The 15,016-nt window shown below is 43.3% G+C and carries 9 protein-coding genes; 3 read left to right on the top strand and 6 right to left on the bottom strand.

The features are described from left to right. Positions 1-263: 263 nt before the first annotated feature. Positions 264-980, top strand: coding sequence for a hypothetical protein (locus ACO6VG_RS18070; RefSeq protein WP_422475032.1), 717 nt, complete (start codon positions 264-266; stop codon positions 978-980). Positions 981-1,187: 207 nt separating this feature from the next. Here the strand turns inward: ACO6VG_RS18070 and ACO6VG_RS18065 are convergent, their stop codons facing one another. Beyond that, positions 1,188-2,423, bottom strand: a complete 1,236-nt coding sequence (locus tag ACO6VG_RS18065) for a lytic polysaccharide monooxygenase (RefSeq protein WP_422137878.1) — start codon at positions 2,421-2,423, stop codon at positions 1,188-1,190. A 183-nt stretch (positions 2,424-2,606) separates the two neighbouring features. After that, positions 2,607-3,875 (bottom strand): hypothetical protein, encoded by a 1,269-nt coding sequence (locus ACO6VG_RS18060; RefSeq protein WP_422475030.1) that lies wholly within the window; start codon positions 3,873-3,875, stop codon positions 2,607-2,609. Between the two features lie 500 nt (positions 3,876-4,375). Between ACO6VG_RS18060 and ACO6VG_RS18055 the strand changes: the two genes are divergently transcribed. Beyond that, positions 4,376-5,776, top strand: a complete 1,401-nt coding sequence (locus tag ACO6VG_RS18055; protein ID WP_422475028.1) for a hypothetical protein — start codon at positions 4,376-4,378, stop codon at positions 5,774-5,776. 255 nt (positions 5,777-6,031) lie between these two features. On the opposite strand, the gene ACO6VG_RS18050 is transcribed toward ACO6VG_RS18055, so the two are convergent. The 4 genes from ACO6VG_RS18050 to ACO6VG_RS18035 form a co-directional block, all read right to left on the bottom strand. Then, complete coding sequence (locus tag ACO6VG_RS18050) at positions 6,032-7,078, bottom strand: hypothetical protein (protein WP_422137877.1); 1,047 nt, start codon at positions 7,076-7,078, stop codon at positions 6,032-6,034. Between the two features lie 420 nt (positions 7,079-7,498). Further along, on the bottom strand, positions 7,499-11,065 hold the full coding sequence (locus tag ACO6VG_RS18045) for a DUF4116 domain-containing protein (protein ID WP_422475026.1): 3,567 nt from the start codon (positions 11,063-11,065) through the stop codon (positions 7,499-7,501). A gap of 354 nt (positions 11,066-11,419) precedes the next feature. Further along, positions 11,420-12,508 carry a hypothetical protein gene (locus tag ACO6VG_RS18040; protein WP_422475024.1) on the bottom strand — a complete coding sequence of 363 codons (1,089 nt, stop codon included), beginning with the start codon at positions 12,506-12,508 and terminating at the stop codon, positions 11,420-11,422. Between the two features lie 388 nt (positions 12,509-12,896). Next, positions 12,897-13,301 carry a VOC family protein gene (locus ACO6VG_RS18035; RefSeq protein WP_422133587.1) on the bottom strand — a complete coding sequence of 135 codons (405 nt, stop codon included), beginning with the start codon at positions 13,299-13,301 and terminating at the stop codon, positions 12,897-12,899. A 544-nt stretch (positions 13,302-13,845) separates the two neighbouring features. On the opposite strand from ACO6VG_RS18035, the gene ACO6VG_RS18030 reads away from it, so the two are divergent. Beyond that, positions 13,846-14,997 carry a hypothetical protein gene (locus ACO6VG_RS18030; protein WP_422133585.1) on the top strand — a complete coding sequence of 384 codons (1,152 nt, stop codon included), beginning with the start codon at positions 13,846-13,848 and terminating at the stop codon, positions 14,995-14,997. Positions 14,998-15,016: the final 19 nt, after the last annotated feature.

Raw genomic sequence — 15,016 nt, 5'->3', positions numbered from 1 at the left:
TCCCACATATGACTTGAGCTAGTACATTGGATGTCCCATATATGCTCTCTCAGTTATTGAGAGTCATGAATCAAAAGATGCGACATCTATCCTGACACAGAGGGTAAGTTAAACCTCTTGGTTCTTGGCGGAACCCTTGAGGTTAGCTACCGAAGCCTCGGTATGACCTATGCGAGTCTCCCCGGCATAGCCGGGGGTTTACCTAATGATTAATCAATTCTTGTATAATGTTCTATGTGATAAGTAATAGCGAGGGTCAAATCATGAAATCAATCATCTCCTTTTTAATTTCTCTGCTGCTATTTTTTTCGTTTTCTTTGTTTGCTGATTCTTTTGTATTCGACAATCCGGATGAATACACTATAGAAGTATTTGATGGAGATTCACTCATATACGACCAGCATGATAGAAGCATTTATCTTGATCGAAATCCTAAAACCAATTACTTCATAGTAAGAGTAGACAAGTTCACAACTCCTATAAATCTAGTATTAAACACTTCTTTAAATGAACAGTTCTATACAGGAGGTTGTAATTATAGCTTTACACTAAGTAAAAAAAATGGATGGGCTTTTGAGGGCAGTGATTTTCCTTGCACAAAAGGCCAGGACCATTTAAAAGTTGATGCTCCTTTATTTATCATCCGAAATGATTCGATTGACCCAAGTGATCCAACTAAAAAAGAAATCAATGTCTACCCAGCAATTGCCGCAACTAAAAACGGTTTTACCGCTGATAACCAACGAGGGTTTCTCTATCCAGGAGACACCAGACCTATTACTGAAGACAATATTATATTAATAAACTTAGGTATAAAACGTGGTTCAAACATACAATTAGGATTTTTTGATCCTGGCATTCCTGGCTATATAGTTTGTGGGGATGATGTAATGCCTTATACCGGTCGATATACATTCACACTGACAAAAGATAAAAAATGTATCATTGCAAAAAATATTAACCAGGTAAAAGCTTACTGATTATTGGAATGTTTAAAAATGGGAGTCTCAGTAATTTAGCTGTCTTCCGGTTGCACACCATATACAGCTGAACATAGGCTCCCATGTTTTGATCTGTATATTCTGTTGACATCAATTGCCATTTTTGATGGCCACCGGATTGATAGCTACAAGGTTTTCTCAAAACCGTCAACAGGTCAGGCAAAAGCCCGACCTGAATCAACGAACTTACTTTTTCATCCAGGCCTCGGACCAGTGTAAACCGGTTCCCGGAGCATAATACAAAGTAGACTGATTACACCAACCAGAGTAAGGGAAAGGCTTGCACTGATAGATCTCACCATCTGTGCCAAGGACAACTGAACCAGGCTGATAGCTACCTTTACCTTCCGGATACTTATATTCGTAATTCGGTGTCGGAGAGGGTGTGGGAACGTTATCTGCTTTTATGACGGAAGTGGATGCTGAGTGTTTAGTGTCAGGAGCCCAGATACGATTGCTGAACAGGTTGTCTTCATCATACATCAAATGATTCATCTCCTGATGCCAGATACCAATGAAGGCTTTACCCTGATTGCGATCATTCACCTTCAGTGCCAACTCTGTGGTCCAGAGGTTAAAGTCGGCATTGCTGCTGGTAATGGCAATCTGCTCATCCGCCACTTCTTTACCTGTGCCGTCAAAGAGTCGGAAGCGGACCCTATCACCAGCTTCAGCAATATCGTGCCCGGTACTCACATAGGTTCCAACATTCACCAGCTCAGGTGAAGGATCCGGATCTGGAGAAGGTGTTGGAGCTGGTGTCACCCCATCACTGCTGAAAGCAATGTCAGAACAGTTATAGAAGCCTTCTCCTGCAGGGTCAGCGCGTTGCCACCGCACATAAAGAATACCGGTACCGCTTCTTCCTTCGGGAATATTGATATCCATCTCGAAATACCCGTTCACTACGGGCAGGTCATCATGGCTGTTGATCAATTCGAGATCGGACCAGTGCAACCTTTGTAGGGAAGAATCAAATCCGGGTCTGGTCAAATAAATTCGCCAATAGCTGGGGTTGTGAGGTGCAGTTGCCCTGAATCTCAGTGTGTGTGTACCGGCAGACAATTCAGTCTTTTGCCATTGCGAGGACGGAATATCCATGCCCGCTTTAGCGGCAGAGCCAGCACTGCAAAGATTACCATCTGTCACAACCGAGCTGACAGCTGCGTTATTATTATAATCAATGACATTGGCAGCAAACTCATTTTTCTGCACAAAAGGGTATGTACCAGACTCCAGAAACGCAGCACGACAAGCTGCATTGGGAATCGTGGAGCCATCCTGATTACCCCAGTAACCCCCATCATCAGCACAGATTGTCTGCCTTGCTTTGGGAAATTCAGTCCAGCCATGACCAATAGCCATACTGGAAAACACTGCAGTGGCCAGCGATGCCAGCCCGACAAAAGAAGTTTTTATCATTTTTATTCTCATCTTTATTTTCTACCCAGACAAAAGCCATGGGATATAAATACGACTTTCAAATACTAATATTAAGACGATGACAATAAAACTTGCGGATAATACCTACTGAGAATTATTGTCAATACAGAATCCGCAACCATCAAAATAAAGTGATGCTGACCCTATTTTTGCCATGTCATTCTACCTCTCACTCTGAACCTCTCTCTCCAAAACAGACAGTTCACAGGTATCAGAATTATAGAGAAAAACATCCAGTTCAAGTCCTAACTTTTTTTTCACTAAGTTCCGGAACAACTTACAGTCTTCTGAAATATAATTAACAATGAGACTCGATAAACCTGCCTCAGTATTTTTTCCATATTTTTTTTCATATGATGATAAATTAACGACCATTCCAACAATGGATTTTTTCGAGTATGAAATAATAAGTTCGTTTTCTAGAGGGCATTTTTCCGAGTTATACTTTAGATCCAATGAATCTTGCAGTGCAGAAATGGACTCCTTTTTAAATTCATGACTCCCCGTTACCGTTCGGTAGTACCCTCCAAAACTGGTTTCCAGCTCAAAGTATTTTGCTTTTTTGGCTTGTTCATTTTTTAAAAAAAAGTTTAAGTCGAAGGCTTTCTCGGGTATTGAAACCCGAAGATCCTGACCTGTAAGCCTCGAGTAAATATTCTGTAGTGCAAAGTTAAAGTATGTGTCCAACATTAAAGAAACAACTTCTGCTCCGACATACTGTTTATCTATTATCTTTAAGAGCTCATCTTTTACAAATTCATGCTTGTTTATACTCCACTTACAAACTTCGCCCTGATTATCCAGTAATCGTGTATACACATCTTTCGAATATATAGCCTTTACTTCGCACTTATCACGCTCAAGAAGAAAACCAATATCTCTGAATAACTGAGTTGGAACATTGGGGGACATATAGCTTACTGATGACACTTGAATGCATTTTCTATGCTTTAGCTCATCCACCTCTAAACGTACTCTGTCATAGCCTGAACGCAGACCAGTTTTTCTAATTTCGAATCGCTTGGGATTTTCAAGCATTTTGGCAATAAGTTTTCCTTCCTTGAAGGCTTTTATAACTTTACTTTGTTTGTAAGCATTACTGTTACCAGGCAGCTTATCAGGCTTACCTACGGACAGTGCAGGCTGCCGTAATAAGGCAGTTTCATCTTGAAGCCATTCTGCATAAGGCTGTGTGGGTAAAAGTTGAGCATCTATATTTTTATGCGAAGGAGAGCTATGCTGCCTTGCAACAAAATATTCCTCTAATTTTTTTCTTGTCCTCATGATTCCTGGTTTGAATTTATCATCATCTTTAAGGACAAGGTTTTTAGGTGAAGGATCCACTGTCACAGGAGAGTATGCACTTCCATCTCTCGTTTGGGGCGGTGCCATAGTTGATACAGTTGATAATGGTTTGATAGATGAATCCATGATTAAGCCCTTTCTTGATAAAATGAATGTTTAGAGCCCTAGTCTTCAAGAAAAGTTCATAACAGCAACGACAGCACCCCTAACAAAATCCCTCAGAGACTGCCCGGTCACCTCGCTGGACCGCCAGAATCGAGCCTTTTTTGGCGTCTGACTGACAAATCTTTGCACTGCATGCCACAATTCTGTGACCATGATTAAGTCATGACTCCCAGAGCAGAGAGTATTTCGACAATTCTTTTACCAGGCCCCTTGACTGAAGCTGTACGATAAACTCCGAATGGTAACTCCAGACTCCATGAACAAAAGCTTCTGGAGCAGAGATATGCTTTAACAGAGAGCAGAGATTAGAAATACTTACCAATGACGCCTATTGTTCACATTTATACTTAAGTAGTACTTCAGTAGGTTATTTTTATCATGACTCCAATTTTTTATTTACCTCAATTCCGGAGAATAAAAAGCAGAAAAATACTTCTCTGTGTCCTGCTGTCTTTTTTTTTGTGCCTGCCGCTTTTTCTGCCTGGGAGTTTAAATATTCTCGTAGCCTGACGGAGTATTGCGATAAAGAAGGCACCAAACTGAAGGAGGACAGTCCCTATCAGTATTTCCTGTGCATCTCAAAAAAAAAGAACAAAGCATCTACGATTTCAAAAGCTGTGAGCCAGGTCATGCCTGTTCCGATGGTGGCTGTTCCAATCAACACACCGGGCGAACAACCAGGCTCTGATGACGCTGAAATTTATACGGGCTATACCGAAATTGTTATAACCAATACACTTGCCGCAACATCAACCTCTTCGTCTTTAACTGTTTTAGGCGCCATTAGCCTCAATAAAAGTCGTGTGGCCATCAGTGAAAGCGAGCTACCCACACAGGCTCCCCCTATAGCAATAAAAAATGCCTTAGAAACTTTCAGGCAATCCACTGTCTTTAGCGCAAATCCTGATGGAACTCCAATCTACTTTACAACTTCGGCTGTTCAGATGAACTCTGAAAGAGCCAGAACTATTCATGAAGAGATAGGAAAAATAGTAAAACACCTGGATGATCTTGATGAACTAAACGAAGAAATTCCACATTGGATCAGGAGAGTCTGGTTAATGATCCGAAGTTACTATCCGACTTTCACTCGATTCAGCCCTGCAGGGGCATTATTTGTTTCAATATTTTCACCGCTCTACACAAAGCCACTGGAAAACACTTTTACTGACTATATAGAACAACCTTCTTATAACTTCACAGGCTGCCGTGTTTTTGTCATTATCAACACTGAAAGGTTAATAAGGGATATGTACCAACAGGGCGTATTAATTTTTGATCCTAAAAATGGTTTTCCGCTATTGACCAGCGCCAATACGGTGAGAGAATTTGCTTTATCAGCCAACAAATCTGTGCACTCATTTAAGACTAAAGGCGAGTTCATTAGCTTTTCAGACAACTCACTCCAGTGTCAGTGCCCCATTTGCAGCAAAACAGGAAGGCATGCGGCCAGTGCATTTGGAGGCTGTCTGGTTGATGGAATAGTATTACCCAATGTCCTTTTCGTTAATGTCATAGATGAAGTGCGTAATCGACTTGACTCACCTATTGGCAATATATCAGAGATTGAAATGTATGTTCATAACATCTCTGACCCTCGCTTATTAGACCGACCTCTAAAAACCAGGCTCTATAATTTTGTAAATTTCAGTTCTTTTGATGACACGAATGAAAAATTCTTTGGGCGGCACTCCCCGTGCCAATGTGAAAGCTGTCCGAATGTACCGACTAAAGAGTCGGAAGCCTCTGCAGTTTTAGTGACTTTTATTGTGAACGGATTAGTCTTTGTTGCTGCAACAGCAATGGCTATAGCCTGCAACAATGGCCTGAGACGTGTAATCATACATGCCAGAGAACGGTAATCTAAGTACTCAACCATACGAAATCATATTTTCTGACTTATTGTTCAGGCACTCTGACTGCGTTGCAACTCTGGTCACATAGCTTGCTATGTTCCCGTCGTTGCGCCTTGCAGAGCACCTGCCCAATAAGCCAGAAATATTCGATTCCATATGGCTGAGTACTTACATATCTTTTCAGTCAGACTGCTGATGTTTGCCAGGTCGATTAGATAAAAAGGCCCTCCAGAGACACGATGCGGGTCATGTAATAGAGTGTTATTTAAATTGTTCAGGAGAATCAATCCCAAAATGATCATCAGGCAGAAGCCACTGAAGCTGCTCATCCGATACGGGTGGTTCAGAGTTTAAATTGTCTGTATGACCCAAAGTGCTTTGCATTCCTTCCAACAGCAATCCGAGGTCACTCTCGTTGACTATCATCATGCCCATTCCATAATTAGTGAACAAAGTGACCGTTTGATCATCATTTAAAGCAAGCAAAATCCAGATGTCAGAGTGAGGTTCTGGTAATTGATAGGTCGAGGTTCCATCTGATATATAAAAACGTCCCAGAAAGTTCCATCGTCCCTCTTGCAGGAATCTTAAAATCCAATCCTGCGGTTGCAGATACATCATAGTCCAACCCTGCGGATTGAGATATTGAGTAAGCCACTTCCATTTCCATGAACCTGTCATGTCAAGCACCGAGGATGGCACAACACAGGACTCAATATAAGAGCCAAATGTCATGTGCTCAGGAACAAAAAGATTGTCAATACTTTTCTCATCTCCCCTATCATAATCCAGTAAATAGCCATGCAATCGTTTGACCAGACTATTGTCCTCTTCCTGACGGGCCTGCTGTTGTCGCAGCATAATGTAATAGAGATAAGCAAAAAAACGCCTTTCATTCCTCAGTTGCTTCCAGTCATAGCTCGCCAGGTCAGCTTTTATTTCAATGGACAGCCAGCCAATTCTGATAAAGAAGGTTTTCTCAAGCCGATCTAAATCAACATCAGTGATCTCACCTGCCTCCATAAGGGCAAAAAAAACTGTCAGATCTTCCGGACTGAACAAGCTGGCATAGCCTTCACTATCTCCCCCGGGAAGGTTTCGGTGAATATGTCGCTGCATGAATTCAGATCTTTCTCTGAATGTTTGTATTTCATTGCTCAACCTCTCATTCAGCATGACTGGCTGACCTGTTAAACAGTTATTCGCAACGCTCAGTATATTTGCGTTCATTATGCTATCGTCGTCTGTTTTATCATTCAATAGCTCTACCAGCACTTCGCAGAACCCACGCAAACCCTGACTTGACATGTTAGAACTTGTTTCTAAACATCTGGCGCAAACGCCACCCACTGCCCCGAGGTTTGACAAATGTTGGCAGTCAGGACAACTGGCGTTAACCTTTGGCACAGACAGCGATAAAGTTACTAATAGTAATGCAGTGAAAAGTCGCAGCATACAAAGATGCTTAAATAGTCCTGCAGTTTCTCTCCAGGGCCGATTGTTAATGTTCGATTCAGATTGCACTTTATTGTCTCTATTGACCGGTTGAATAAACGGAAGAGTTTTAAGATTCCTGCCACGCTGGTTTGCAGTAAGAACCAGGCAAGGCAGACATGATAAATAATAACAACGATTTCCAACGGTCGCTCAAAGTTATCAACGCATTATAAAGCTCAGATGTGTTTTACGTGATGACAGTATAGTGAACTAGGACTTATGCGCCGCTTTCTAAATAAATTCAAGAACTTTACTGTTTTTTTCAATTGCTGACCTGACAAAGACTGTATCATTTTTAAGCTCATCATCCGCATAAATGAAAGCACGAGGATGCTTTTTAATTAATTTCAGCAAATACTTGCGATCATTCAATATCTCTTTACTGGCATATGATAAGAAACTAATGTCGTCGGCAATAACTCTTTGAATAAGGTGCTTATCGCTTCGGATTCTTTCACTTGCATCATTCAGAGCCATTGGGGACTTTGCGATAGCGGTCATTACAACCTCATCATTGTCCCGAAGTTCCGGGCTGGCATATTCCAGGTCGCCCGGATGTTCTTTAATGGTGAGTAATACAAAATCTTTATCACTTCGAACCCGTTGGCTGGCATAGGTCAGCCCATATTCCAGCAGGATGTTCCTGACCTTTTCTTTGTGATCCTGAAGCGATTGACCCGGTGAAACAATAAACTCCAGATTGTAAGTATGAGGTGGCTTGATAACAAAGTATTCATTTCTCAGATGGCTATAAAAATGCTCAAATAATGGGGTAGCTTTTCGGGAACCAACGAGTAGGAGATGAAATAAAAATTTCTTGCAGTTGTCCTCACCGATCCCTTCATTTATTAACATTTCCTGAGGATTCTCCTTTGATTCTGCCAACCGTAGACTGTCATCCATAAACTGCTTGTGGTGGCTGCTTAATAACTGGCACCAATCGGGAGCGCTGTGGAAAAATCTGAAATAGAACATTGAAAAAAGGCAATGCTGGAAGGCAAATCTATCAGCTTCTGCAAAAGAATCGCTATTAAGGCGTTGTGCAAGAAAGTTAAAGTTCCACTGATCTCCACCAAAAATGGTCGTATTGTGCCTCAAGTGAACTTCCACCTCATCAAGAGCATCATCTAACACTGCGATCAATTTCTCAAAGGCATCCTGCATAGTTTCAGTGGTTTTCATTCGGGGGCATTCGACGATAATTTCTCCCGCTACGGCATTGCTACTTAGCTTCATGCCATCAGCATTTTTATCCAGCTCGATCGCTTGTAATAACTGCACCAGAAACCACATACGCTTCAACCTGAAGGGTTGATCACTGCCATCAGGACTATAAAACTGGTCAGAGAATGTCAGCCGCAAGGTTCGTTTTTTTCCACCCTCTGCCTGTTCAAGTAACTCAATGATACCCACATGATTGCCAAAATTCAGGTTAACAATCACGGCATCAACCATATTGACGACAGTTGCATTAATCCGCATTTTTTCGATGGCTGCTTTGCAGGTCTGATTCAATAGCGCCGTTTTATCGCCCGGGGGTGAGCAATCAACATAGGTGACTTCCTGTTCAGTAGAGACTTTGCCCTGACCAGAAGCCAGAGAGACCATTGCCAACGCTTTTACAAAGCGCTGATGCAGGGCAAAAATCAGGTCATGGACACTCTGAACCTGTTCAGCCTCCAAGGGATGGAGTGCCTGGAGAGAAGATTGCAGATGATGGCAGGTGGCCATCCACTGACGAAACATGTCCGGACACAGTTTCAGTGCTTCACCCGCCTGCAGGGGAAGAATGATACGCTTTAACGCTGATCCGATGGTCTCTTTCAGCGTCCCGAAACGGTTAATCAGTTGTGGTAATTCATCGTGCAATGACTCGAGCTGGGGTGAAAGGTGCTCACCCGCCAGTAACAGGAATGCCCGGTAACCTCCCAACAGTGCTTCAGCTCCCTGAAGCAGCAGGGTTACGTCATCCTCTGTCTCTGACATTATCTTTAAGCGTTCTGGAGACATGCTTAGTTTTATTGGATCTGCAAGACAATCCAGTCCGCCGCCGGGGGCAAAGAATGCCAACAGGCGGGCATTTTGATCCACAAGCCATTGAAACCCGCTGGCAACTTCACGGAAGGTCCCTTCAGGGGGAGATAAATCATCCGCTGACTTGCCGATTCTTACTGATGACACATCAGAGAATCCAAAGGATTGGGTTCTGTGACTGACCAGTTTTCCAGTAAGGTCACCGTTAACAATAAACGCGCGGGGCATACCGTCAAAGCGGGCGCAGACCAGCGTGGCTTGTTGTTCATCCTGGCCCGTCAATGTCAGGCACTGGTCACCGGCCAGCATTAAAGGTATTTTTTTCTGTCTCAGGAGGATCGCAACATGATCATTGAATCCTCCAATAACAAAGACAAAACCCGCAATCCGCTTCAGGCAATCAGGCTCAAGCATCCAGTCTTCAGCGTGTCGTGCCACGACAATGGCGCCGTCTGGCATAGAGTCTGCCTTTTGTTTTTTGGCCAGCCAGAGTGGTCCGGTGCAATAGCCTTCGCTGATGCCCTCGCCACTGGCAAGGGTTTCTTCGGGTTCGGCCATGGCAAAATCCATGCCCCCGGAAAGTCGGGTAATTGGGCGCACCTGCAACAGGAACAGACGACCCTGTTGATCGATGCCAAACTCCACATCCACAGGACAGAGCAACAGGTCTTCAAGTATTGCCACTGCCTGCCTGAGTTCTGAAACCAGGTCATCACTGAGTCGTTCCCCAACACTGTCTGGTTTGCCAACGATATTATGAATCTCTGTTTCCGAATAGCCGTCGTTATCGCTATTCCTTTGCAAGATAAAGTGACTTGAGACCGTCCCGGGAAAGTAAGTCACCTGGTCAGCCCCTCCCCTTCGTTCAATATTGATGCGGTGAGGCATGTTAACGGACTTGCCAGCCACTGCGCCTCTGGGCTGACCGGATGAGTACTCAACCCTGATGGTATTATCCTGGAGTGATTGAAAGCTCATGGCTACACCGCCACATTGGCAGACAATACACTGTTGGATGATCAGTGCCATAGGTTCCGGTATACCCCCATGACAGACTCCAGGCCTGTAACCTGAAGCCATAACCTTAAGACAGGTGCGCAATACATCATCTTCTCCCTGAATTTCAGAAAGGTATTTGCCCGCCTGGACATCGCCGTAGTTGTCTTCATTGATACCAGAGCTGCGGACAATAACAGGCTGCGATAGGGATGGCCCGCCCAGTTCAAAGCGCAGATCCCTGATTTGTTGAGCCGTTTCTGAATCTTTTACCTGCTCGTAAAAGTCATGACTGGCAACAAATTTTGCCAGCCCTGTCAGCCAGTCAACCCATCTGGTAGGCTCTGAATCCAGCCAGCCAGTGAGGTGCTTCCTGATATCCACCAGGCTGGTTTCTGCCCCCAATTCAGCCACTATTTCAGGAAGGTACGGGGCTAAACGACGGTTATCCAGTGGCTGTTGTTCAAGAGCATTCGTCAAAGAGGCTGCAACACATCTGAAGGGTGGGACTGTCAGCCCTGCTTCCTGCATACGCTGTAAAAACATACCCTTGCCCCCGAGCTGTTGCCGGTCGGGGAGAGAATGGTCAGAAGAAACAGGAAAAGGTTTACGGCAGATGCGCTTGGCTAATGGTGTTGTCTCGGTCAGAGTGTCATGGGGATCAGTATCCTTTAAATATCTCTTGGATGGGCTTTTGGCCCCGTTATTTTGAGAGGGTTGAGTGGTCGGGCTTTGATAATCAGGACTGCCAAATTGAGGATTTAGCATCAAGATCTCCAATATAACGTCTAATGTTTGTCCATGACTTAATGGCTAATATCTGTGGTTTTCAGTGATCATGGTGCCAAAAAGTTGGAAAAGAAAATCATTCATCCCGATTGGACAGTAATATTTCTATAAAGTTCAACCGTTACAATGAAGTAGTTAATTTGGTCATTATCATAAGTACCTGGCCATCACCGGAGCTGATTGATAAGCAACAAAAAGATTTACGTGAAGAGCATGAATACGGGTTAACAATTCATGTTGAGGAATATAAAGGGGGCTCAATACCGACAGACCATCCATGGTCTGAATCGCTCGCAGATAGTACCGGCCTGTTACAGTTTCTACAGGCTGTCATCAGGACCCGTTAGGGGAGACTTTTATACTAAACGGATTAGCTAACTGTTGATTGCTGGTTTCGAGCAATCTTCTTAGCTGATCGGCATCCACGCAATCCGATACCTGGACATTAAACGTCAGTATCTGTCTTTCAACCTGTCGTTCAAAGGCTCTTAAATTGTAGCCACCCGAGCACTTCAGTAACTGCGCTATTTGCTGCAAAGCGTCGATTTCCTGAGTGATCGTCAAGCCGTTCCTGCTGAATGTGAAGCTCACCTGAAAATGATTTGGAAACTGGCTATGGCTAAAAAAAGAGATAGAGCCAAAAGTAGATAAACTTTCTGCTACTAACCATCCGAATTCCATGCCAGGTACCCCTGTACCAAGGTTGCCAGCAGTGCGTGCCGCTGTTGAAAGAGTCCTCAAAAAAATTGCAAACTTTCGACGCCACCCGCTTAGGTTTGTGAGCGAATCACATGTACAGCTGCCAGAGCTCACGGAAGGCTGATTGGCATAGATTAGGATCGGCTCCTCCATCAGATTGATAAGCGTCATAACGTAATTACGCAGCTCGCTTTCAGGTATTTCATGAGCCGGTAAATGTTCTATTTCTGTTGCTGTTTCTATGTCTGTTGCTGTATTAAAACTTGTCAACCAAGCCAAAACAGTAGTACTTCCGGTTGTCAGGGAACGAGTCCAGTCATTAATATAATCTATTAATGTCGTTATAACTGGCAAAGCAGCTGTTCCAATTGCCGGGTAAGCCGGTAAGCCACCAACGGCTCCACACTCTTCCTGAGGGACTGATGCGCTATCAGTCCTGCCAGATTCCCAGGGAGGCAAGTCATCAATGGTTCCGGATTCCCGATTTGCTCTGGATAACAACCCGGAGGATGGCTCTTGTGGCCCCTGCACTTGCGATGATCCATCGGTTTCTGTATCGGGCTCGACTGATAGCAATAGTCTGACGTATGACTTGGTGCCTTTAAGGTGAAGCAGGTAATATCCTGCTAATGAAGTCGTGGGCATCAGCAGGATTGCCAACACAGTGATAAAACTCCACAAGACTTTCAGGTTGCAATATTTTTTTATAACCTGCTTTTTCATAACCAGACCTGTTCATAACAAACCACTAAAAGTAGTTAAGCCACTTGATAACAGGTGGTCTTTACTTAGATTATTTTCGACTTAGAGAGGGTGCCCGCTCAACCCATAATGGTTTCGGCAATTTTCCGAAAAGACTTGGTCATATAGTTCTAAAAATACGGCGAGCCTGACCAGATCACCGCGCCTGAATCTTTTCAGAATCGCTTATCACCGGTGACATACAACCACAGCCCCCGCTGTCGTAGAGGATACTAATCCACGACAGGGGAACACTTTACACAAGCGATCAGTCCGAGCGCTTCGGCAATAGAAGCCAGAGAACGGTTTGTTTTCCTGATTTTTTTCTCGTAGTTAGTCCAGCAAGGTTAAAAGACAAAGAAAAACTCATTCATCCTTTACCCGCTGGCTGATGGAACTCAATTACATTGCTATCAGGATCACGGATAAAAAGCAGTATTGAGCCATTGTTTGTAGTAACAGGACCTTCTGTGATAGTGATTCCAAACGCCTGCAGCTGCTTCTGAACCTCATGGATATCATCCACTTCAAGCGCCATATGGGTATAGCCCGGGTGCTTTTGGTCAATATCCATCAGGATATTCTCTTGCGGCTGAACCGTTGCGTTCAGGATGAAGTTCAGGTTGACGCCACAGGGGTGCTCCATAATGGCAACCGGCTCTGGCCCCACAGGCCCTGCCAGAAACTGGAAACCGAGCTGCTGATAAAAGCTCCTGGTCGTCTGCAAATCGCTTACCCGAATGCCCACATGGTTAATTCTGCTGACTCTTATCATCACTCACCTCCGTCAGACCCATAAGTACTCAACCGGTCTGACTGTTGTTTAACAGCTGAATTCCTGTTAAGTACCTAACCAGTTGGTTTCGCATATTCTGGACGGCGGCTTTTTCCATCCTTCTACGTTACAACTCTGGTTGCGTAGCTATGGCTACGCGCCCGTCGTTGCGCCTTGAAGGATGAAAAAATCCACTCGCCAGAATATGCGAAACCAACTGGCCAGGTACTTATTACAATTTATCAATTCCACCCAGTCATGTACAAACCGAACGCTAAACAAACCATACCCTGACTTTAGAATTAATAATACCTGAATTATTAAGTACAACTCTACCTGCCTTTATTCATATAAAAGTACAAAATACTGAAATCGTTAACGAAACCATGCAACCAAAACATTATAATCCGGCACAAAGTTTTTCAAACATACCTGTATGTTTACCCATTATTAAAATCCTCAAAAAATATCTCACCAATGACTTGAGCTATCCTTAATTGCCTACATCGGCAAGTTGATTTTAATGAAAAACAGGTGATTGACAATGAAAATGCACGTCAGATCAATTATTTTTTTTCTACTATTATTGCTACCATTTTATTCGCATTCAAAAGATTTACACCTCAATTGGAAGCTGGAACACCATAATAATTTGCTACTAAGTGGTAAAACAGTAACAACCAACCAGGTAAGTCATAGCAATTCTTTAACAGGTTGGAATGATCACCCATCAGAGCTGGATATTTCCACTCCACCTTCTGTTTCTTGTTCAGGGGACAGTTTTGCCATTTATTATGACGTAGTCTCTTTTACTACTGTGAATTTTGATCAAAATAATCCAGGTTATACTGTGCCAAAGCTTTTTAATACTTTATTAGGCAATGGCAATGATCGTCTTGACCATAGTTTCAATACTCAATACACACTAAGAGGTCACACAACAAAAGCAAGTAACCTTGCTGAACTCTTTTGTTGCGTGCTCTGTCATCCTTTTTATCTGGGATTCAAGAAATGCTCAGCCAAAGTCTCACATGGATCTGACAATGAGCTGGCCAGAATCAAAGCATTGGAAGCAGCAATAGCAGCCGATTTTCCAGAGCATATCACTATTCATAAATGCGCTTTATATCATGGGGCTGTGGACAGTCATCATAAGATGCTTTCATCATCAAGCACAGAAGCTACAGACGCTAAGACTCATATATTTGATCTTTTCCTGAATACTCCGGAAACACAGCATTGGCTAATAGAGAATCTAAACCCAAAAACCAACCAGAGGTTAGAACTGATAATACCTGAGTTATTCAATACAGCAGCACCTGCTGCAATTCTTGTGCAAGAGAATAACGGGGAAACTAATGATGAAAGCCTGCAACCATCACATTTTTTATCATTAGATTTTACCAATGGAATTAAAGTACAATATCACCTTAATCGAGTCTCCGACATAGAGATTGAGGTACTAGCAATTGTGGTAAGCGCTGAGGGGTATACCCTCACACTCGTAGTTAATAATTATGATATTACAGCTAACCAACCTCCCCCACATTATGCGGCATTACCAAAAACCTGTAACTGTAACGGCGCATGTAATTGTGACCATTCAAGGGCAAATGATACTGATAATTCAGATAATCGGATTCATAGAATTAACATTATGAATCCTCGTATATTTTTTCCTCATACTCGTCTGTGAGGCTGAAAATGAGCGTCTC

This window comes from Endozoicomonas sp. ALB032, assembly GCF_049310125.1.
GTDB lineage: Bacteria > Pseudomonadota > Gammaproteobacteria > Pseudomonadales > Endozoicomonadaceae > Endozoicomonas_A.
This window is presented reverse-complemented; position numbering and strand designations above follow the sequence as displayed.

Excerpts from the sequence above, each read along its gene's own strand:
- ACO6VG_RS18045 (WP_422475026.1), bottom strand. The coding sequence starts at position 11,065 with ATGCTAAATCCTCAATTTGGCAGTCCTGATTATCAAAGCCCGACCACT.
- ACO6VG_RS18060 (WP_422475030.1), bottom strand. The coding sequence starts at position 3,875 with ATGGATTCATCTATCAAACCATTATCAACTGTATCAACTATGGCACCG.
- ACO6VG_RS18065 (WP_422137878.1), bottom strand. The coding sequence starts at position 2,423 with ATGATAAAAACTTCTTTTGTCGGGCTGGCATCGCTGGCCACTGCAGTG.
- ACO6VG_RS18030 (WP_422133585.1), top strand. The coding sequence starts at position 13,846 with ATGAAAATGCACGTCAGATCAATTATTTTTTTTCTACTATTATTGCTA.
- ACO6VG_RS18070 (WP_422475032.1), top strand. The coding sequence starts at position 264 with ATGAAATCAATCATCTCCTTTTTAATTTCTCTGCTGCTATTTTTTTCG.
- ACO6VG_RS18040 (WP_422475024.1), bottom strand. The coding sequence starts at position 12,508 with ATGAAAAAGCAGGTTATAAAAAAATATTGCAACCTGAAAGTCTTGTGG.
- ACO6VG_RS18035 (WP_422133587.1), bottom strand. The coding sequence starts at position 13,301 with ATGATAAGAGTCAGCAGAATTAACCATGTGGGCATTCGGGTAAGCGAT.
- ACO6VG_RS18050 (WP_422137877.1), bottom strand. The coding sequence starts at position 7,078 with ATGTCAAGTCAGGGTTTGCGTGGGTTCTGCGAAGTGCTGGTAGAGCTA.